The 21,388-nt window shown below is 46.5% G+C and carries 18 protein-coding genes; 9 read left to right on the forward strand and 9 right to left on the reverse strand.

The features are described 5' to 3' along the window. Positions 1-502: 502 nt before the first annotated feature. The 8 genes from MHH50_RS25420 to MHH50_RS25455 form a co-directional block, all read right to left on the reverse strand. The gene (locus MHH50_RS25420) at positions 503-967 is read right to left on the reverse strand and encodes a phage tail protein (protein ID WP_076219519.1); all 465 of its coding nucleotides are present in this window, start codon (positions 965-967) and stop codon (positions 503-505) included. Positions 968-1,059: 92 nt separating this feature from the next. Beyond that, a complete protein-coding gene (locus tag MHH50_RS25425; protein WP_076309186.1) occupies positions 1,060-1,959 on the reverse strand; it encodes a hypothetical protein in 900 nt (299 codons plus the stop codon). 621 nt (positions 1,960-2,580) lie between these two features. Beyond that, complete coding sequence (locus MHH50_RS25430; RefSeq protein ID WP_081387279.1) at positions 2,581-2,997, reverse strand: hypothetical protein; 417 nt, start codon at positions 2,995-2,997, stop codon at positions 2,581-2,583. Positions 2,998-3,029: 32 nt separating this feature from the next. Beyond that, complete coding sequence (locus MHH50_RS25435; RefSeq protein ID WP_076194572.1) at positions 3,030-4,769, reverse strand: ABC transporter ATP-binding protein; 1,740 nt, start codon at positions 4,767-4,769, stop codon at positions 3,030-3,032. Beyond that, positions 4,766-6,547, reverse strand: a complete 1,782-nt coding sequence (locus MHH50_RS25440) for an ABC transporter ATP-binding protein (RefSeq protein ID WP_076194625.1) — start codon at positions 6,545-6,547, stop codon at positions 4,766-4,768. Before MHH50_RS25440 ends, MHH50_RS25435 begins: the two co-directional genes overlap by 4 nt. 171 nt (positions 6,548-6,718) lie before the next feature. After that, complete coding sequence (locus tag MHH50_RS25445) at positions 6,719-7,744, reverse strand: AraC family transcriptional regulator (protein WP_340033617.1); 1,026 nt, start codon at positions 7,742-7,744, stop codon at positions 6,719-6,721. Between the two features lie 194 nt (positions 7,745-7,938). Continuing rightward, the gene (locus MHH50_RS25450) at positions 7,939-8,700 is read right to left on the reverse strand and encodes a SagB/ThcOx family dehydrogenase (protein ID WP_076281920.1); all 762 of its coding nucleotides are present in this window, start codon (positions 8,698-8,700) and stop codon (positions 7,939-7,941) included. Between the two features lie 166 nt (positions 8,701-8,866). Continuing rightward, the gene (locus MHH50_RS25455) at positions 8,867-9,091 is read right to left on the reverse strand and encodes a LuxR C-terminal-related transcriptional regulator (RefSeq protein WP_019908812.1); all 225 of its coding nucleotides are present in this window, start codon (positions 9,089-9,091) and stop codon (positions 8,867-8,869) included. A 215-nt stretch (positions 9,092-9,306) separates the two neighbouring features. Here MHH50_RS25455 and MHH50_RS25460 point away from each other — a divergent pair, with 215 nt between their 5' ends. The 8 genes from MHH50_RS25460 (at position 9,307) to nagA (ending at position 18,980) form a co-directional block, all read left to right on the forward strand. Next, complete coding sequence (locus MHH50_RS25460; RefSeq protein WP_169744806.1) at positions 9,307-9,474, forward strand: hypothetical protein; 168 nt, start codon at positions 9,307-9,309, stop codon at positions 9,472-9,474. A gap of 1,241 nt (positions 9,475-10,715) precedes the next feature. After that, a complete protein-coding gene (gene efeO, locus MHH50_RS25465; RefSeq protein WP_076280485.1) occupies positions 10,716-11,603 on the forward strand; it encodes an iron uptake system protein EfeO in 888 nt (295 codons plus the stop codon). 5 nt (positions 11,604-11,608) lie between these two features. Further along, the gene (gene efeB, locus MHH50_RS25470) at positions 11,609-12,946 is read left to right on the forward strand and encodes an iron uptake transporter deferrochelatase/peroxidase subunit (protein ID WP_340033618.1); all 1,338 of its coding nucleotides are present in this window, start codon (positions 11,609-11,611) and stop codon (positions 12,944-12,946) included. 238 nt (positions 12,947-13,184) lie between these two features. Continuing rightward, on the forward strand, positions 13,185-14,789 hold the full coding sequence (locus MHH50_RS25475; protein ID WP_340033619.1) for an FTR1 family protein: 1,605 nt from the start codon (positions 13,185-13,187) through the stop codon (positions 14,787-14,789). Positions 14,790-14,986: 197 nt separating this feature from the next. Next, the gene (locus tag MHH50_RS25480) at positions 14,987-15,967 is read left to right on the forward strand and encodes a LacI family DNA-binding transcriptional regulator (protein WP_076130419.1); all 981 of its coding nucleotides are present in this window, start codon (positions 14,987-14,989) and stop codon (positions 15,965-15,967) included. A 234-nt stretch (positions 15,968-16,201) separates the two neighbouring features. Further along, positions 16,202-17,080: a MurR/RpiR family transcriptional regulator gene (locus MHH50_RS25485; RefSeq protein ID WP_340033620.1), complete on the forward strand. Its 879-nt coding sequence runs from the start codon at positions 16,202-16,204 to the stop codon at positions 17,078-17,080. Then, on the forward strand, positions 17,080-17,808 hold the full coding sequence (nagB, locus tag MHH50_RS25490) for a glucosamine-6-phosphate deaminase (RefSeq protein WP_076219324.1): 729 nt from the start codon (positions 17,080-17,082) through the stop codon (positions 17,806-17,808). Before MHH50_RS25485 ends, nagB begins: the two co-directional genes overlap by 1 nt. Continuing rightward, positions 17,796-18,980 (forward strand): N-acetylglucosamine-6-phosphate deacetylase, encoded by a 1,185-nt coding sequence (nagA, locus tag MHH50_RS25495; RefSeq protein WP_076130422.1) that lies wholly within the window; start codon positions 17,796-17,798, stop codon positions 18,978-18,980. Before nagB ends, nagA begins: the two co-directional genes overlap by 13 nt. An 81-nt stretch (positions 18,981-19,061) precedes the next feature. Here the strand turns inward: nagA and MHH50_RS25500 are convergent, their stop codons facing one another. Further along, positions 19,062-20,096: a YhcN/YlaJ family sporulation lipoprotein gene (locus MHH50_RS25500; protein ID WP_076281923.1), complete on the reverse strand. Its 1,035-nt coding sequence runs from the start codon at positions 20,094-20,096 to the stop codon at positions 19,062-19,064. 201 nt (positions 20,097-20,297) lie between these two features. Between MHH50_RS25500 and MHH50_RS25505 the strand changes: the two genes are divergently transcribed. Next, positions 20,298-21,365, forward strand: a complete 1,068-nt coding sequence (locus tag MHH50_RS25505; RefSeq protein ID WP_076309180.1) for a glycosyltransferase family 4 protein — start codon at positions 20,298-20,300, stop codon at positions 21,363-21,365. Positions 21,366-21,388 lie beyond the last annotated feature (23 nt).

Below are 21,388 nucleotides of genomic sequence, written 5' to 3' on the forward strand. Positions count from 1 at the left end.
ACAGTAGTTAACAGACTGGCGATAATGAGTCCACGGAGGTGTGTTCACATGGGAGAACATCGACAACGGTATAACGAAGAATTTAAAAACAGACAGTGCAGTTCATTCAAGAGCAAACAAAGACAGTGGGCGACTTGGCGGAAGAGCTTAACATCCCAAAAAGTACCCTGCATCAATGGAGTATATGTTGCTGTTTACTCTGTCTACGTATCACATGTTGGCGAATATCCACCAGTTGAACCGTACATTCCACCGTTTCAGCTACTCCAGCTCTTATCTACGGGATTTATACCGTACATTCTACCGTCCCAGCTATTCATGCAAAATAATTATGAAGTACGCTCACAACTCCAGTTTTCGTTGCCCTATATAATAAATTCGGCCTCTTGAATGAGAGTCCATTCCCATAGATAACCTACGCAAATTATCTATATCGGCAAGATTTAGGGCCATCCTTTTACAGGATGGCCCTCTCATTGATTAAGTTGCAATTTTGCTAACCTTAATACTCTCCTTTAATTACAAAAAACGAACCCCGAATTGTTCCGGCTAGCTTGGACTTCTGCCTAGCAAACTTAAACTTCTCTTCTAGCTCCTTTGGGATCTCCATCCCCTCAGAAAGCTTAAAACCAACAGCCCGCTTCTTAGGGTCATCCACCGTATACATAACGTTCACCGCAAGACCATCCTCATAAAAGACATAAGCGAATTTAATATCTTCCACTTGAAAACGCGATGTTTCTAAAGGTTTGGCCGCAAACTCAATATCGCGTTCTTCTTTTAAAATTCGGTTCACATAATCAAGGGTCTCCTGACTTTCGCTGGCTCGTACAACCGTAAACTCATGTTTGTATTTGTTCATAAAGTAACGGGCCTCATTAGCACGCAGACCAGCAAGTGCATCTACTACAGGTGAAGATTCTAACCCAACCGTAGACACATTTTTAAAATCAACGATATAGGACATTTTCATCTCTCCTTTTCTCTCATTATTACCAAAAAAACTTATCGTTACTTAGGATACGGTTCGCGTATTGTCTGTAACGGCAAGTTTCTGTGTTAACTGCTGTGCTCTTTTTCTATTAAAGTGACCATCTCACGCTTCCACTTTTCTCGCTCCTCTGGCGGGATCGGCTCCCCTTTGTCATACAGAAATCTAATCATATAGAACCCATCCTTCGTAAGCAGGCTGGTAACAAGTTCATGCTCTAATACATTATTGTTCATCAACTGTGTCTCTACTATAGAGCTATTAACAGTCTGATGCAGTACTTGAGCAGTCAACAAGGTTTCTTGGGAGATATAATCCGCTGTATGCTTCTCTACAGAAGATGCCTCTATCTTATCAAAATAATTAATCGTGAACGTATGCGAAGGTTCGTACCGATGGTATTCTCCTAACGGGTAATATCCGATAAATTGACTGTTACTGTAGATATGGAAGGTTGCAGGTACATAGCTATCAAGCTGAAAATACGGGATGAATCGCGCAATGCCTGAATTGATCTCTTCTCCAGGAGGAATGACCGCATCCACACCACTAAGGAAATCACCCTTCTTATCTACAAAAATCGTGCTATAAGGGCTGTACCTCGTAATCCAAATTGAACCATTCTCCTTCACAGCCTCAACGTAATAACTGATAATTTGATTTCTTTTTTCCTCACGTTCATCGGCGGGGTTGATACAGGTATGAATGTGCTTCCGAGTGTATGTAAAGACTGCTTTAGTGGCATTCATTGACAGCAATTCAAATTCGAGAATTTCAGATTTTATATTATAGATTTGAAATGTCATCATTAATTGAAAGTGATTTAAAAAGGACATTCCCCTTTTATCTGGATGAAATCTTTTGCTCAAACCTTCTTCATCCTTATCCATATAAGCCTGCTCCAAGCCTTCAACCAAGGCCTGTAGCTCCTCTTTTGTGATGCCTTTATTTTTTTTAAAGAAAAACATGTCTTCTCTCCCCTCATCATCAATCTACTTCCAATTACTTGCTCCTATTTATTATACGGGCATACCTGTGTACTTTTCTAGTTATGAAGAAACCATCCCTGACAAAGAAATGGTTTCTTTGAGTAGGTATACCTTTCGGTCATCCCTACATTTTAAAATGTTCACGAACTAACCTAAATTGTTCTTCTACGCTCATGTTTGGTGTTCTATCTATGGTTTTGATGCCCAGCTTAGTGCATTCTCTCTTCCGGGATAAACGGTAATATAAATTCAGGCATTATTCCTAAATCTATTAGGATTGGTTGGTCATCAGGTAACTTCAGCAAGTCAATAATAAGAATTCCATCATCTCTTCGACCACTTGAAATAACCATTGGCTAGAGATCATCCTGTAATGTTTGAAAACCTAATTCCTCTACAAACTTCTTGGTTTAATTCTTCTTTCAAATAATTATTATTTATCTTCATCCAACACACCCCATTTATATTTCAAAAAGCTTACTCTGACACGTTGGTTGTGAGGGGTTGGCGGATTCTTATCTTTCTAGATAAAAAAAGCCTTCCCCACCCAAAAGGGTGAAGAAAGCTTAAATGTGTATCCCCAAAATATGGGCAGCTATATTAGGTTTTCGTACCCGAGGGTGTCTTAGTCAATTGCTCCTCCAGCCACCTTATCGCCTCAGACTCTCCAGAGAAGGCGCCTCCGGGGCAGCCGTAGGTTCTTTTAGTGGACAACGCTGTAACTGGCTTGTAGACAGCAAGCAACTTTGCATTCTGCATTACGACCGCGATGCCTGAACAATATTGGGCGATTTCCCGCTTGTTCATCTTGCACCAGTTCATATACAGCTGTGTGACCGCACGCTCTGGACGTGTGTTTTTCTCAGCAGAATGCACCATCAGCAGGCCGAAGGCAGATCGGCGCGCGAGCAGTTCTTCCCAATAAGCGATATATTCTTCTACTGTCTCCTGATCAAACGCCTCCCCCAAACTAAGGCTTATGATCGGCCAAGCGGATTCATCCTTTGTTATAGCCATACGTTTCCCTCCTAAAATGTGCCGAGCATTGCCTAAGATGTGATGCGGAATCCAACGGATTGCTGTTGCAGCTTCCAGAGCCGGTCGTACAGTCCGCCGCGCAACAGTAAGGCTTCATGTCGTCCCTGCTCGACCAGCCGACCGTCTTCCAGTACGATAATGTTGTCCGCACCGCGTATGGTTTTCAACCGGTGGGCGATAACAATGACGGTTCTGCCCGTAATCAACGCATCAATTCCTTTCTGGATTTCGGCCTCATTCTGCGGGTCAAGCGATGCAGTAGCTTCATCCAACAGCACAATTGGAGCGTTCTTGAGAATCGCACGGGCAATGGAAATTCGCTGCTTCTCCCCTCCGGACAGCGTACTGCCGCCTTCGCCTACCGGCGTGTCATAACCAAGCGGTAATTTCATGATGAAATCATGGCAGTGAGCCATTTGCGCTGCCTGCTGAATATCCCGCTGCGACGCCCCCGGCCTCCCAAAAGCAATGTTGTTCCCGATGGTATCTTGGAATAGGTACACATCCTGAAACACCACCGATACAGATCCTAGCAGATGTTCTGGATCAATATCCTTGATGTTGCGCCCACCTAGCAGAACGCTCCCTTCTTCAGGATCATAGAAACGTGAGATCAGGCGCAGCACTGTACTCTTGCCGCTGCCTGACGGGCCCACAATTGCAGTTAGTGAACCTTGCGGCATTTCCAGACTTAAATTTTTGAGAACAGGCTCTCCTCCATAGCTGAAGGTTACATTGTCAAACCGAATGGTGCTGCTTTTAGGAAGAGGACTCGTATTACCTGTCATTACCGGCTGGCGTAGCAGGTCTACTATACGTTCACCCGCTTGTTCGTTATAGCGGAATTCGGCATAATTGGCTAGCGCTGTGGTCAATGGATCATAGATACGTGTGCCGACAATAAGGAATACTGCCAACTGCAAAATACCGAGCTCCCCCCCTAATAATAGATGAACACCTACGTATACCATTAAGGTCAGTCCCGCACGAAGAAGAGCCATAGCGGTTAGAATAACCGGACCGAACATCCCTTCCAGCTTCACACTTTCCTTCATCAAAGTTTTAAAAGAGTTATCCAGACGGACAAATCGTTCTCCCGTCAGGTTATAGGCCTTCATCACCCGTATACCGTTCAAGTATTCTTGCAAGCGGTTCGCAGCGTTCAGCTTGGCCTTCATATGATCCGCTCCGAGTCTCCGCCGCAGCTTGCCCGATATATACATGATCAGGAGAGCAACCGGCAGCGCTACGAACATAGAAAGCGCCATCCGCCAGTCCAGAAACAGTAAACCAGCAAGTGCAAATATCGGCAGTACAAAAGCTCCCGCAAGCTGTGGCAGCAGATGTGAAATGCCCGTCTCAACGAGCGTGAAATCGCCCATCATCATATTGGCTAAATCACCTGGATCCCGGCGAGTCAGGTAACCCAGCGGAAGCTTCCGCAGATGTTCTGCTAATTCCGCACGTCCCTGTGCAGCAACATTGTATGCCCCGCGGTAAGCGGTGCGATAGGCGGGAATCTCACTCAGGAACATCAGCACCATGACGGCGACAAGCCCTGCGCAGATCCACCAAAGGCGTTCTGTCTGAAGTTCTGCGCCTACAGTAATATAAGGAGCAAAAATCAACCGCACCGCCTCAATTACAAGCGCGAACGGCAGCACACTAACTAGATTAGCCAGCAAAGAAAAAAGTACAGGCTTCAGCAACTGCTGCGGTTTACCGGCAGTAATATTATGCAATACCTTCATAGCTGATCCCCTCCTTTTTCCATATGCCAATCTCCGGCGTCACTGTAGGCATGCCACATTTTTGCGTAAAGCCCCTTCGCCTCAATCAAACCTGCGTGCTCTCCACGTTCCACGATTTCTCCATCCCGCAGCACCAGAATTTGTGCAGCTTCACGTATAGAGGAGAGTCGGTGAGCAATGACAATAACCGTCTTGCCGCGCATAAGCTCCGTAAGTGCTAACTGCATATGAAACTCATTTTCTGGGTCGGCAAAAGCAGTCGCTTCGTCGAGCACGAGCACTGGTGCATTTTTGAGAATAGCCCGAGCTACTGCAATGCGCTGCTCCTCACCACCCGAGAGATAGACACCGCCTTCACCAATTAACGTATCGTATCCCTGCGGCAGCCGAGTAATGAACTCGTCGCATTGTGCCGCTCTGGCTGCAGCCTGGACTTCCTCCAAAGTCGCTCCCGGTTTGCCGACAGCAATATTCTCATACAAAGTGTCATAGAATAGGAAGGTTTCTTGAAATACAAAAGCAACTGTATTCATTAATTCATGGATCGCCATATGGCGAATATCGACTCCACCGATGCGGATTGCACCCACTTGCGGGTCCCAGAACCGCGGCACCAAGCTGGCCACCGTCGATTTTCCCGAACCTGACGGGCCTACCAGTGCTGTAACCTTCCCTTGTTCCGCACGGAATGAGACTTCGCTGAGCGCCGCTGCAGTCCCTGCATCTTCACTGTAGGAGAAGGTTACATCGACAAATTCAACGTCAAAAGTATGCGGAGATAGCGGTTCTGCTATTTCCGGTACAGGCTGCTGTGCCAAGAGACGGTCCATCCGCTCCACGCCTTCGCCAATATCCCGAGTGCTTGAAGCCAGCAGAAGTAGCTTGTAGAGCGGAGATGAAACACCGGGTGCCATAATCAGAAAGAACAACAGCACAAGCGCAAAGGACATGGAATCCGGCCGACCGCTTAGCATGAAGACGCCCACCGGCAAAATAAAGGTAAATGGTGACGCCAGCAATGTTTTGAATAAGATATAACCTGTTTGATAACGGTCCGTATACTCCAGACAATAATCGCGGTAGCTGGTCATATCACTGTAGAACTTTCTGAAAGAATGCACCGTCTGCCCGAACACCTTAACCGCGGGCATCCCCCGTACATACTGCACCGCCGAAGTATTGATCTGCTCCAACGAATCATGATACTGCTTCACACTGGCCTTGCCACTGCTGCTCATCATAAGCGCTGACTGCACACCTAATCCTATAATTATCGGCAGCAGGCAAGCTACCGCCAACGGCGGACTAAGCCAAAACATCGCCACGATCATCAGCACTGTAGAAGCCAGCACGCTGACTAAATCGGGAAGCTGATGCGCTACGAAATTTTCCACCTTGTCGACATTCTGCTCTAGCGTCTTCTTGACCACGCCTGTTGAAGTCCCGTTCAGGAAACCGAGCGGCAATCTGCCCAAATGCTCGGTCATTCGCACACGCAAATTATATTGAATACGAAAAGCCGCAATATGCGAGCACATAATACCACAATACGAAGTCACCAGCCCTCCGATTAACCCTCCAAGTGCAATCCACCCCCAGCGGATCATATACGCACCGTCGACCTGTCCAGGCGATGAAGCATGGCGCAGCAGCTCTGCCAAAATGAAATAAACAGACAAAAACGGAATCAGCATTAATACGGCGCTGACAGATGACAATATTCCGGACAAGAGCAGCAAACCTCGCTTCTCTCCGGCGATCTCCAGCAGCCTTGGCATGCCGGTTTTGGTTTTACTCACAGCCGTTCCCCCACTCTTGGTAATTACACACAAAAAAAGTGCACTGAGAATGATTCTCTGTGCACTAGTGTATAGGAACGTTGTTCACGATTGCTACCGTTTAAGGGATTATAATTAACCAAATCAGGAGCATCTGTGCAGGATACGGACTTACAACTTAATACCGAAGAGGCGCTGCCTGCCGCTGATCAGATATTCTCCTGGACGCACACCGAACTTTTTGCGGAAGGCTGCCGAGAAATGACTCACATTACCGTATCCAACTCTGGAGGCTGCTTCACTTACAGTCATACTCCCTTGTTCCAGCAGCTGCTGCGCTCTCTGCATCCGTTGTTCGATAACGTAGGCATGCACGGTATAACCAAACATTTCCTTGAAGCCCTTTTTCAGCTTAAACTCATTGAGGCATATAATGCGAGAAAGGCCTGCAAGCGTCGGCGGGTGCAAATAATCACGCTGCAAAATCTCCTTAGCGAGCCGCAGGCTCTCCATATCCTCTCTGGACAGCTTGACCGAGCGTGGAATCCGGTCTGCTTCATATAAAGATTCATTGAGATAGACCGCCATAAGCTCCAGCATTTTGCCCTCCAGATAAAGTTCACGCATGCCATGGCTATAGGAACAATCCGCAATCTGCGATAGAATGAAGCGGATGGATGGTGTGATGTTATTTTTTCCAAAAAACAAACCCGCACCAGCTCCGATGCGAAGCCGTGTATCCTCAGTCAGACCACTGGTCATCCGCTCAAATTGTGCAGGGCTCATATCTATGCTGATGAATCGGTACCCCGCTCCACTCAGGTATGTGCAGTTTTCACTTCTTACTCCGCCATGAAACAGCGCGATTTCTCCTGTATCTATAACAAAATAGTCCGATTTCAGTGAGGTCCCCCACTCAATGCCATGCCCCATGCAGAAAGCCAGCTCCGTACGCGGAGTGCTAAAATTCCCCTTCGCTTCGATATCCCGATTAAAACGGAGATTAAAATCTGTCATCTGGATATACCCATGGCTTAGCAGGCTGCGGCAACTGCCTTCCCCTATTTCGACTGGAGGTTTAATCTCAAAATGAGCCCCATCAAAACGATAATTATAATCCACCCCTTCACATGTAAGCGTCTTATGGGCATCAATCGTTTCTGCTTCTTTCAGTCCATTGCTTCGCTCCATGCTCATCCCTGCTTCCTCTTACTTTGGGTTAATTATATATGCAATGAGAATGATTATCAATTAAACATTACGATTTCCTCTTCGTTCAGACTGAGCAGTTGGGCAAATACACTGGATTATAATCAAAAAAACCTTTCCCACCCCGAAGGGTGAAAAAGGCTTATATGTCTCACTTCCGAAGCTGTATCTAGCCTTCATAGCTACTCTCGTTTCTTCCCAACTGCCCCAAGATAGATAACAAACTCTTCATCGCCGTCTAATTCTAAAATCTCATCTATCAACTTTTGATCATAGATTCCAATTGCGCAAGCACCTGCACCGATGGATTCGCTGGCTAAATAAAGGTTCTGGCAGACATGTCCAACATCGATGAGGATTTTTTTGTGAGCAGAAATATCATACTTCCATTCGGAGCGGTAGGGTGTGGTACTCCAGGCAAACAATACAGAAGCCTTTTTGGCAAAGTTAGGGACAAAGGGCTGATCCAAAGTAATAGCATCAATCTTTTGTTCAAGTTGATCTAATTCAAACATAAATAAGAGCTTATGTTCCACAGGCAGGTATCTGTAGATCCCTTGTCCAATGCCCTCTACACGCATAATCATTAAATAGGTTTCAAAGGTGTGCGTCGCCCCACTGCAGGGTACAGTCCGCAGCGTAAGTCCGTTCTTATTCATACCGCTAATCCCTTGGGTAGCCCATAATAAATAGGATAACTCCTCCAGACTAACAGTATCCTCAGAATAGAACCGTGTACTTCTTCTTTGATCTATACAATCAAAAATATTTTCTTTACTCACAACGTCTTTGCTGACCTTGGGCAAATCAATAATTAGTGCATCTGAATCAAATAGCTTAACAATTGGCGGTTGTGCAATTCCCTTGATCTTATCTGTTTTGATATGTTTGAATTCATGAAAATTGGATTTCAGAAAATTTCTTTGTTGTTCATATCTGGTCATAACAGATCCTCCTGAACTACCTTAATAGCTCTAATTTACCATGTCATAAAAATCATACGGTGATCTAACTCACTCTTCAGTTGTTTTGGTGAGTAAACAAAAAACCTCCCTTTGCCCCGAAGGGCAAAAGAAGGCTTAAACGCGTCACTTCCGAAGACATGGCCAGCTATATTTTCAGCTCCCCAAGCTTGATCAGCTCGACAACCGCTTGTGAACGGCCTTTAACGTTTAGTTTTTGCATTACATTGGAAATGTGGTTTCGAACTGTTTTTTCGCTGATAAATAATAAGCCAGCGATATCACGAGTCGTTTTGTCCTGCACGAGAAGCTCAAAAACTTCGCGCTCACGATGAGTCAACAGAAATTTGCTGTGGTGTTCGTTCCCCTTCAATGGTGTCACCCCTCCTTGCCCTGGGTTTGTTTGGTATAACAAGGTAAAGGGATACAGTCAAAACATATTATGTAGTGTTGATGTTAATGGTGCTGTCACAATTATAAAATGGGCTTAGTTCATTCAAATGCAAAATCCTGAAATTTTCATGAATAAGAACATCTTTTTTCAGGGCAAACTACGGTTTGTTGTTCCTTATTAAAGGAGGTGTATGTATGAGCCATTCAAAAAACAATCAACCTACCAAAGCAGAAGTACAAACAACGAAATTAAACAAATTACCACTCGTAGGTAAATTCGAACCCGAATTTTCTGCAGAGGAAGCTGCAGAAGTGTTCGAAAACCAACCCTCTGCAGATCATGAATCCCATAATGAACGATAAAAAGCGGATGACGCCTTGATCTTATTCTTAAGCAGATCAAACCTTTAAAGAATGGAACTGTCACATTAACAGCTTAATTAACTATAAATGAGACGGTTCCCTTCATTTAAACATCGTAAACGACTTAGAGCAGCGATTCGCCATTAATGGGAATCGCTGCTTTATGTTGTAGGCTGTTGGCTGCCCGCTCCAATAGTGTATTCACCAGCCCCAACTGAGGCTTTCGGACCCAGATGGCGTTATTAACAAATTTATCGCCTTTTGAGCGAAGTTTCGGACTCCAGTGACGCTATTCCTTAGAAACAGGCTCATATAGGGTACTTTTCAAGCCAATAGCGACTATGCGGTCCGATAGCGGCTCAAATATCGAATAATGCTGCATTTAGTGTCATCTGGGTCCTTTAGTTACTGCTTATGCGCAAAAGTTTGCTGGGGCCGTTACTGCTGCGTCGCGCAATGGTTCGCCGGGTCGCCGGGTCGACTACCCGCTCCAATAGTGTATTCATCAGCCCCAATTGAGGCCTTCGGACCCAGATGGCGTTATTAACAAATTTATCGCCTTTTGAGCGAATTTTCGGACTCCAGTGACGCTATTCCTTAGAAACAGGCTCATATTCGGTACTTTTCAAGCCAATAGCGACTATGCGGTCCGATAGCGACTCAAATATCGAATAATGCTGCATTTAGTGTCATCTGGGTCCTTTAGTTACTGCTTATGCGCAAAAGTTTGCTGGGGCGGTTACTGCTGCGTCGCGCAATGGTTCGCCGGGTCGCCGGGTCGCCTGCCCACTCCAATAGTGTATTCACCAGCCCCAACTGAGGCTTTCGGACCCAGATGGCGTTATTAACAAATTTATCGCCTTTTGAGCGAAGTTTCGGACTCCAGTGACGCTATTCCTTAGAAACAGGCTCATATTCGGTACTTTTCAAGCCAATAGCGACTATGCGGTCCGATAGCGACTCAAATATCGAATAATGCTGCATGTAGTGTCATCTGGGTCCTTTAGTTACTGCTTATGCGCAAAAGTTCGCTGGCGCGGTTACTATTCTGCTTTTTCAATTGTAATCGGATACATTACTACAAAACACACTCCCGACCCTGGGAGTTTTTTTGTCGTGCCATTATTACAATGAGATACATCACATTTTTATATTGACAGTAATTGTATACGGACTTATGATAAGTCCAGCATAATTGATAACGATTATCATTTAGATATAAAAAAAGGGGTGTTTTTTTAATGAAATTTACTTATGCTGTGCCTGCAAGTCTACTTGCGGCCTCCATACTGTTCACTGGATGTGCCAATAACAACAACTCTACAAATACTGCTGCCAATAGCACTACAGCCACCAACGCACCGACGACTGCTGCAGCTACTAACACACCGGAGACTGCCACCGCTGACTTCACGTCAGCTATAGATCAATATCGCACATATGTCATCCAGCAATGTGATGAATTTGTGAAGCAAACAGAGAGTTTCACCAACGCTGTAAAAGAGGACAAGATTGATGAGGCTAAGGCGCTCTACGCTCCTGCCCGCATGTACTACGAACGGATTGAGCCTATTGCAGAAGCACTTGGTGACTTGGACCCAAATATCGATGCCCGGGAAAATGATGTAGATGCGGCAGAATGGCGCGGTTTCCACAAGCTTGAGAAAGCACTCTGGCAGGACAATACAACTAAAGACATGACAGAAGTTGCTGACCAATTGCTGAAGGATGCACAACTGCTGCGTGCGAAAGTTGAGACCGTTGAGATCGACGCGAATCTGCTCGTAACTGGTGCTGTTGAGCTTTTAAACGAGGTCTCCTCCTCCAAAGTAACCGGAGAGGAAGAACGTTACTCGCACACAGACCTGTATGATTTCGTCGCAAACGTTGAGGGTGCGCAAAAGATATACGAGCTGTTAAAACCAGAACTAGCTAAAAAAGATGCCGATCTTGAAAAAAACATTGGTGAACGATTCGCTGCCTTGCAAGCTGAGCTTGCCCCTTTCAAATCCGGAGATGGATATGTTTCCTATGAAGAGCTGAAAGAAGATGAAGTACGTAAACTGAGTCAGAATTTGGACGCCTTGGCTGAGCCATTGTCCAATATGGGAACTATTCTAGGAGTGTGACCCTCATGAATAAACATAACAAGTTCACTGGAGTACCAGGTAATCCTGAAAGTCCCCTTCTTAATGATCAATCGAAGAATGAGCCTATATTTGGTAAAAAATTAAGCCGCCGCGATATGCTGCGGCTTACTGGCGCCACTGGCCTTGGTCTTTTGTTAGGGGGCGGAGGTGTCGGTGGAATTATGGCTGCGCGTAATGCTGTAGCTGAGCCAACGAAGGCCGCAGAAGGTGATTCCAGTTCCATTCCTTTTTATGGGAGCCATCAGGCGGGGATTTTGACACCTGCACAGAACTTTATTTATTTTGCTGCCTTTGATTTCACCACAACCAAACTGGCCGATGTGAAAAAACTAATGCAAGCATGGACCACTGCCGCTGCCGCTCTTACTACTGGCGAGCTTATTGGTGACGTAAATGACAACCCCAATCTTCCACCCTCAGACACCGGGGAAGCGGACGGGCTAAACCCTGCACGGTGTACGCTGACCTTTGGTGTTGGTCCTTCCTTTTTTGATGAAAGATTCGGCTTAGCTTCGAAACGCCCAGCCCTATTGGCCGATCTTCCGGCATTTGCGGGTGACAATCTTGATCCGAAATGGTGTGGCGGGGATATTTGTGTGCAAGCCTGTGCGGATGATCTGCAGGTCGCATTCCATGCGATCCGTAATCTGGCGCGTATCGCCCGGGGGACTGCTGTACTGCGCTGGACACAGGAAGGTTTTCAACGCACTGGAGCAGCGGATCCCAAGGGGGCTACGCCACGCAATCTTTTGGGTTTCAAAGACGGCACGGGCAATCCCGATACAACCGATAACGCTGAAATGAACAAAGTGGTCTGGAGCAGCAGCAGTGACGGTCCTTCTTGGATGAGCGGCGGCACTTATATGGCGGTACGCCGGGTACGTCTGCGTATTGAAGTCTGGGATCGGTCGTCGCTAAGTGATCAGGAGGCTACCTTCGGGCGTTATCGTCACACCGGAGCTCCACTCGGAGCTAAGGATGAATTCGATGATCTGGATCTTTCAGCTGCGGACGCTTCCGGGAAACCTGTCATTCCGGTGAATTCACATTCCGCATTGGCGCATGGTGACGGTACAGTCAAAATGCTGCGCCGCTCCTACTCTTTTTCCAGCGGTTTGGACGTCACCACGGGCCAGCTTGATGCAGGTTTGTTATTCATTAGCTTTCAACGTGATTTAATGAAACAATTCGTTGCCATTCAGCAGCGCCTCTCTAAGACTGATCTTTTGAACGAATATATGACTCACACCGGCAGCGCTGTATTTGCCTGCTTCCCCGGTGTCCGCAGTGGCGGCTTTATCGGGGAAACACTACTAAGCTAAATTTATGGCTGTCCATTATTGAAGGGGGATTATCCCGATGTTATCTCTTACGCATCCTAAACGGCAAATGCCAAAGGTTGCCTTGCTGATTCTGTTTGGCTTTTTGTGTATGCTTTTGCTCTCCAGCCCCGCGGGGGCGGAGGGCGATGGCACGGTCGACGAGCTCCTGCCGCCGGTCGGCAGCGCGCTCGTCGAAGCCGGCCAGAGCCGCTGGGACGCGGCCGCGGCCGATGTAGAAGTGTTCGCTGCGCTGTGGCGCACCGCGAACACAGGCACGCCGGACCCGGCACTCGCCGGTCCGGCTGCTGCCGTTGATGCCGCGCTTGCAGACGCGGCGAAAGCCCTTGCGGCGGGCGGCGGCGAGCCCGCCAAAACCGCACTGTCCACGCTCGCGAGAAGCGTGGACGCGTACGTCACCGCCGCCTCCGGCACGGTCGGCGGTGACACCAGAGCCGCCGGACGCGAGACGGCGGCGAAGCTTTTGCCCGCGGCGGAACGCACGCGGGATGCGGCGCGCAGCGCCGACTGGAGCGCGGCAGCGGCAGCGTACCGCGACATCGTCAGCGGATGGAAGCCGGCGGAGCGCAACATCCGGGCGGATGATTCCGCCGTTTACAGCCTGCTGGAGACGCGAATAAGCCTGCTGCGGATTGCGCTGCAGGCTGAACCGCTTCGCGAGGCATCGGCGAAATCGGAAGCAGAAGCTCTGTATCAACTGCTGGCTGATTACAGTGAAGGCAAAACCATTGACGCTGGGGATACTTCCAGTGAACCAGCTTCTATAGAGGGACTAATCAGCTACCTGAACAAAGCATCCTCCGCTGCCAAAGACAATAACAGCACAGAAGCCGCTAACATCATGGAGCAATTCATCGTAGCCTGGCCTTCTGCCGAAGGGCAAGTCCAGATCGCCTCACCAACAGTCTACAACAATATCGAAAATGAGAGTGCGGCTGTCACAGGTTACCTGCTCTCAAATCCGCCTAAACTGGATCAAGCTTTAACCATCATGAACAATATGCTTAGCGAACTAACGCCTTTGGCTGGTGAAACCACTTATAATGCTTGGGATGCCGCTTTGATTCTCTTGCGCGAAGGGCTTGAGGCTATTCTCGTCTTGTCAGCTCTTCTTGCTTACCTGAAACGTGATGGGAACGCCAAAGCGCAAAAATGGATCTGGTCCGGTGCAGCTGTCGGCCTCATCGCAAGTATCGGATTGGCTGTTGTGCTCACTTATACCATTTCTCGGGCAGCTTCCGGGGGAGCACGGGAGATGATTGAAGGAATTACTGGTCTTGTCGCAGTAGTTATGATGCTCACAATCGGACGCTGGTTACATAGCAAATCAAACACTGCAAATTGGAACAACTACGTGGGTAGGCAAGTTGATGGCGCGCTGGCCAAAGGAAACCTTTGGTCACTGTCCTCCGTTGCAGCGCTTGCTATTTTACGTGAAGGTGCAGAAACTACAATTTTTTATGTGGGCATGGCTCCATCCATCAAGCTGTCTCAATTACTGCTTGGGATTGGATGTGCTCTGATTATTCTTGTTATTGTAGGTTATGCAATTATTGCCTTGAGTGCAAAATTACCGATTGCCGCCTTCTTCCGTACAGCTACAATTCTGATTTATTACCTAGTATTCCGCTTTCTTGGGGAGAGCATTCACTCGCTTCAGGTTGCCGGCAAACTTCCTGCACATGTACAAGAGGGCTTGCCTTCAATTAACTGGCTTGGCATGTATCCCACTTGGGAAACCTTGCTTCCACAGCTGCTTGTCCTGTTGTTTATTGTGTGGGAGCTGTTTCGGAACAGATCGCCAAAGGCTTCACGAACAGCTTAGTTTTATTAATACAATAGATATACCGGTCCGTCACGCCCTTGTGGTTACGCCGGTTTAGTCCGGTAATCTCTTGCATTTACAGTCTAATTTATGAAATGGATTCCATAGCAAGCTTTTTATTTGGGAGGTAATTTGCGGACAATATGATAAAATAAAATGACTATACACAAGCACAAAAGGGAGGCTGTTGTACTCTAATGGCTAATATTAAAGAAATTGCCCGTATGGCTGGTGTTTCTGTGACAACAGTCTCGCGGGTGCTCAATAATCACCCTTATGTAAGTGAAGTCAAACGAACCGCAGTCCTAAATACTATTGAAAAATTAAACTACACGCGTAATATGAACGCCGTGCATCTGATCACTGGGCGGACTCAAGCTATAGCTGTTATTATTCCGTATACCAACTTATTTTATTTCTCAGTCATTATTGCAGGCTTGGCTCAAGAAGCACTGCTGGCTCAATACCGGCTCGTTCTCTGCCAAACCGATTATCGTACGGAAGAAGAAATTAAGGTGCTTGAGATGCTGCGGAACAAAGAAATTGACGGTGTAGTTATGGTCTCTTCAACAATGAGCTCAGAAGCTATTGAAGAATATACAGCTTATGGTCCTATTGTGGTATGTCAGGATAGGGGAGAACGCCAATTTTCTTCTGTATATATTGAGCATTATTCTGCTTTTCGCAGTGGCCTTCAATATTTGAATGATAAAGGTTACCGCCATATTGGCTACTGTGAAGGAAGACCACACGGCAGCAGCAGCTCTATCCGCCAAATTGCCTTTAGAGACTTTCTAGAAGCTACAGATCAGCCTTACAATGATGAATGGATGATCTATAACTGTCTGACCGAAGAGGACGGTGCCCGCGTACTTCACCAACTGCTGCAGATGAAGAATCGTCCTGATGCCCTGATTATTTCAGCAGGCGATCATATAGCGGCTGGTTTAATCATCGAAGCTTGGAAAAAGGGTATCCGCATTCCTGAGGATTTGGCCGTCATTGGATTTGATGATCAGCCTATCGGCCGAACGTTAGGTCTGACCACAGTAGATAATCAGTTAACTGAAATGGGCATATCCGCTTTTCGGATTATCTATGATCAGATCCAGCGAAATGATGGACAACCCGTTCACCGCAAGCTTGAGTACCGTATTATAGAACGCAATACAGTATAGTATAGTATCCTTTTCATCTTATATCTCAGTAATTACATCATTTTAACGGTCCACTTTGCAGCCTTCTGCGAGTAGACCGTTTTTTATTTTTGCATATTCCCCTTTAGTATTCATTTTTATCCCTTGCTTCCGAATGGAATTTGTTTTATCCTAAATATGAAAATAATTTTCTGCATTTAGTTAATAATCATAAAAATAATTTCAATACCCCATTGAAACGAGGTGGATGAATGGATGTCCCCAATACTGCATGCACTCGAGCATGAGAAGGCCAAGCTCTCTCAAATGGAACGAAAGCTGGCTGAACGAATTCTCTCCTCACCAGGCGAAATCGTTCATATGGGCATTACAGAATTAGCAGAACAATGCGGAATAAGCCCGGCAACGATCACACGTTTCTGTAAGGTGCTTCATTTTAAAGGCTTTCCGGATTTCAAGGTGAAGCTGGCAGCAGAAATTGCTCATAGTGATGCCGCGCCGCAGGATGGTGGCTCTTCTTATCAAGATATTGTAGCCGGCAACCCACTCTCCGTGATTGTGGAAGCGATGCAGACGAACCATCTGACCTCCATCCGGGATACTACCTCACTGTTAGATCTGGAGCGATTGCAGGCAGCAGTTCATTTATTGTGCCAAGCACGCCGCGTTGATCTATACGGGATGGCGACCTCTTCCATTGTCGCTCAGGATTTCTATCAGAAGCTGATCCGCATAGGCGTAAATTGTACTGCTTTTGCTGATTCCCATATGCAGATTACCTCTGCTTCATCACTCACCAAAGGTGATGTCGTATTTGCAGTATCCTATTCGGGAGAGACTCCCGAGACCATTGATGCCTTGATGTGTGCGAAGGCTAGCGGAGCAAGCACTATCGCACTAACCTCTTATGGCAGCAGCACCTTGGCTACTCTGGCGGATATCCCCCTATTCTCCTCATCTTTGGAGAAAGGCATGCGCCGGGGAGACATGGCCTCACGCATAGCTCAGCTTCACATCATTGATATTTTGTTCACTGGAATGGTCAGCACCCGTTTTGGGGATTTTATTCCTAGACTGGAGCAATCTTATCTCAATGTCCAACAATACCGAAACAAACGAGGAGGACAATCCTAATGAATATTCTAAAGTTCCATAGTGATGAAGATTTCGTACAAACGGGTGCGAATCTTATTGCCAGCCTGCTGCAAAGCAATCCTAAAGCCGTGCTCGGTCTTGCGACCGGAAGCTCCCCAGTTGGGGTTTATGCCAAATTGGTTGAAATGCACCAAAAAGGACTTGTGAGTTTCTCTAAAGCAACTTCCTTTAATCTGGATGAGTATATCGGCTTGCCTGTCGACCATCCACAGAGCTATCGCAGTTTCATGAACGAGCAATTATTTAACCATATAGATATTGATTCAGGACAGACACATATCCCTAACGGAAACGCAGCGGATATGGAAGCAGAATGCCTTGCATACGATAAAATGCTGGAAGAAAACGGACCCGTTGACTTGCAGATTCTCGGTATTGGCAGCAACGGCCACATTGGATTCAACGAACCCGATGCTAACCTCAGCAGCAAAACCCATGTCGTCGACCTGCTTGAAGATACCCGGGAAGCAAATGCTAGATTCTTTGACAGTTTGGATGAGGTCCCTCGGCAAGCGATCACAATGGGCATTGGAGGCATCCTAAAAGCACGCCAAATCCTCTTATTAGTTCGTGGTGCCGGCAAAGCTGAAGCCATTCGCAATGCTGTTGAAGGCCCGATTACAACCCAATGCCCTGCATCTTTGCTGCAGAGCCATCCAAATGTAATCGTTCTCGTAGATGAAGGAGCAGGCAAATGGCTGAAATAAATAAAGAACTAGAACAGTTGCTGTTCGGTAAGGTACTGACTCCCCAAGGTTTAATTGAGCACGGTGTGATTGCCGTATCTGGAGAGCAGATCCACTATGCTGGCGATGCGGCTTGGCTTCCAGAGCGTTACGCGCATTGGCCTGCCAGTGGTCAAGCAACGGATCTTCTGATCCCCGGATTTGTAGATGTACATGTTCATGGTGGAGCTGGCCACGACTTTATGTACAGTGATACTGAATCGCTGAATGCCATCACTAAGTTCCATAGTTCCCAAGGAACAACAACAATGCTGGCTACAACCATGACCGCTTCCAAGTCTGCTATTGACCAAGTATTCTCCGAAGTCAGCGCTTATCGCGCTGCTGAAATGCCTTACACACAAATCGCAGGCATGCATTTGGAAGGACCCTTCATCAGCCCGAAATGGTCCGGCGCACAAAATCCAGAGCATATTGTTCCTGCCAATATTGAGTGGCTAGCACAATGGGAGAACGATTATCCAGGAATGATCCGGCAAGTCACGCTTGCTCCGGAACGTGAAGGTGCCCTCGAAGCTATTCTCTGGCTGCGCAAGCACGGTATAACTGCAGCTCTCGGGCATACGGATGCCTCCTTTGAAGAGGTTATTGCCGCAGCAGATGCTGGACTTAACCAAGCCGTGCATATGTTCAATGCGATGACACCCCTACATCACCGTAAGCCTGGAGCGGCTGGAGCTATTTTGTTCGATAAGCGCATTCGCGCAGAGATTATAGCCGACGGGATTCATGTTCATCCCGCAGCCATTTCTATATTGACCCGTCTCAAGAAAGAGAACAATTTATTACTGATTACTGATGCCATGTCTGCAACTGGACTTAGTGATGGTGAATATACAATCGGTGATTTACCTGTACTCGTTCAAGATGGCATCGCTACCCTTAAAGATAATCCCGCTGCTCTAGCTGGAAGCACACTAACGATGATTCGCGGCTTCCGTTATCTGATCCAAGAGGTAGGACTCACCTTGGAAGAGGCCTCCCGCGCTGCAAGCCTTACGCCAGCGGCGTCCATTGGAATGGAACGAAGCATTGGCTCCTTGGAGGCTGGAAAACGCGGCGATATCCTACGCCTTGATGCTGAATTTAATATTCGCGGCGTATGGATCGGCGGACGTCCAATCACCACTTAATAAAATTAGCTCCAAACAAAAAAGCAACAATTCTCTCCAGATGGTGAGATTGTTGCTTTTTTATTTAGATCACAAAAATCATTAATAATTACGAGTTGGGAAAATTCGTTCAACCATGGTGCGGAATTCATCCACAAATCCTTTTATCGGATGACCGGCACGAGCCTCTTCAGCATAAACATTGGCGCGTTCCACGAAGTCAGGATTTGCTGATACGTATACATCCTTAATTCTCGCATCATGTTTTTTAACTTCCGCAGCAATTTTATCTTTAATTGCTTTGGTAACTGTTTCTGTTTCTCTTGTATTTATGGTGTTATTTGTGTTATTCGTGCTATTGGTGTTGTACATATGCGTCGAATTACTTCTGTAATTCGTATCATGGGTACTAGGAGTGGTACTGCGCATGCCCATTCCCATTCCAGTTCCCATACCTTTTCCCATCCCCATATCTACATCATGTTTCGAGCCATTGCTGTTCAGCAGAGGACCATTATTATAAGTATGGTTTCTTGTCGTACCTGTTCCCATAGTACCTGTACCTGTTCCTGTTCCCAACATATCCGCTCCCAAATTACCCATGCCATTGATTCCATTTCTGGTTGCCGGTCCAGTACTTGTTGTACCAGGAACTGTATTTACAGTACCTTTTAAGGCTCCGTTCATACCATTGGTTACGGCTCCAGTATCATTCATTCCATCACGGCCAATTTTCACTCTTCCTGTACCAGACATTACGCCAGTCGGTCCATAATTGTGAGGAGTGGTTGAGGATTTTGCCCGATAAGATGGAGTCCCTTTGGCACGCAGGCCAGCAGTTGCATCATTTAAAGTTACTGCTACATACGCGCTTTTTCCTGCAAGCATTACATTCGCTGAGCGGACTTCAGGCATTGCAGCAATCCGGTCTGCAAGCTCCTGACTAACTTCCATCTTAGTGATGTTATGTGTGCCACCGCGTACGGAATTCACACCAATACGCCCATCATTTACTCCCCGGACACTATTGGTTTGCACATTCGATTTTTCTGCCGTATTGGTTCCACACCCCGTAATACTCACCAAGCCGAGAAGCAATGCAGCTGAGACTGACATACTGATCTTGGATCGCAACATGAATTCATCCTCCATCTCTAATGTTGTATGTGTGCAGTGTACGATCGTTAGGATGACCTTCTGAAGAACAAGCTATCCTGAAAGGATTTGGAACTATGCCGCTTTGACCGTCACCCGCGAGTGCAGATCGGCGTATCTTATAAACAGTAAGCCATATCTCAACAAGTCGGTATTACTCCGCAAAAGTCAGGAGGCTTGTGCATGAAAGTTCTATTTACGTTTTATGTACCGAGTGGCGGGGTGGAGACATTAAATAAGCTGCGATGTGAAAGTCTCCAGCGAAGTGGGATCGAATGCCATGTTTTATATCTAATGCCGGGTTCAGGCCAGAATACGACCAATTTTCCGGTATTTGTCTCATCTTCAGATGAAGAAATTAAAAATTTGCTGGAGACCCATAATTACGATGCCATTATTGTTACATCTGATTATTTATTACTGAAACGTCTGCGTGAACTCGGTTACCGCGGTATTATGATATACGAATCTCAAGGCCTTGGAAAACGCAGTCATGCGGAAACTCTGATCAGAGATGCCGTCCCTTATTTACGTTCTTATTGTAATGCGGTACTAATCCCGCCAACCGATCATTTATTGGAGCTGTTTATTGAAATCTGTCCCTGGCTGCATCGTTATGTAATTCCGAATATTGTTGATGTCCAGTCCTTTCAGCATATCCCTGCTGAACCTCCCGCTAATCCGGTTATCGCTTGGGTAGGCCGGCTAGAGAGCAATAAAAATTGGCGGGAATATTTGAGAATCGCCCATGAAATTCGCCTTTATAAACCAGATATTCATTTGTGGATGTTCCATGATCCTAATTTAGCCGCAGAGGATCAGAACCAATCCTTTCAGGAGGAGCTACACGCTCTAGGGCTGAATGATCGTCTAAGTACTTTTACCAATATTCCTAATCATGTAATGCCCATTTATTATTCCTCGATCGCTAATTCGGGTGGATTCCTGTTAGCTACCTCCATTACAGAAGGATTTGGATATGCTGTTGCCGAAGCGATTTGCTGCACTTGTCCAGTACTTAGTACAGATTCCGATGGTGTCAGATCCTTTATTGTTCATAATGTCACGGGTAAATTTTACCCGCTTGGCAATATTCCAACTGCCGTCAACGAAGGACTGGAGCTTATGAACAATATTCCTCTGCGAGAGGGTCTCCGCCAGCAAGGAAGAGGATATATGGTCTCACGCTTCGGAACCGAGAAGTATGCGCAATCTTTTCGTGAAATGATGAATTCCTATGCCATCTTCTAACCGATATCATGCAAAAAAACCTT

It is taken from the genome of Paenibacillus sp. FSL H3-0302 (assembly GCF_037982245.1).
GTDB classification, from domain to species: domain Bacteria; phylum Bacillota; class Bacilli; order Paenibacillales; family Paenibacillaceae; genus Paenibacillus_AQ; species Paenibacillus_AQ odorifer.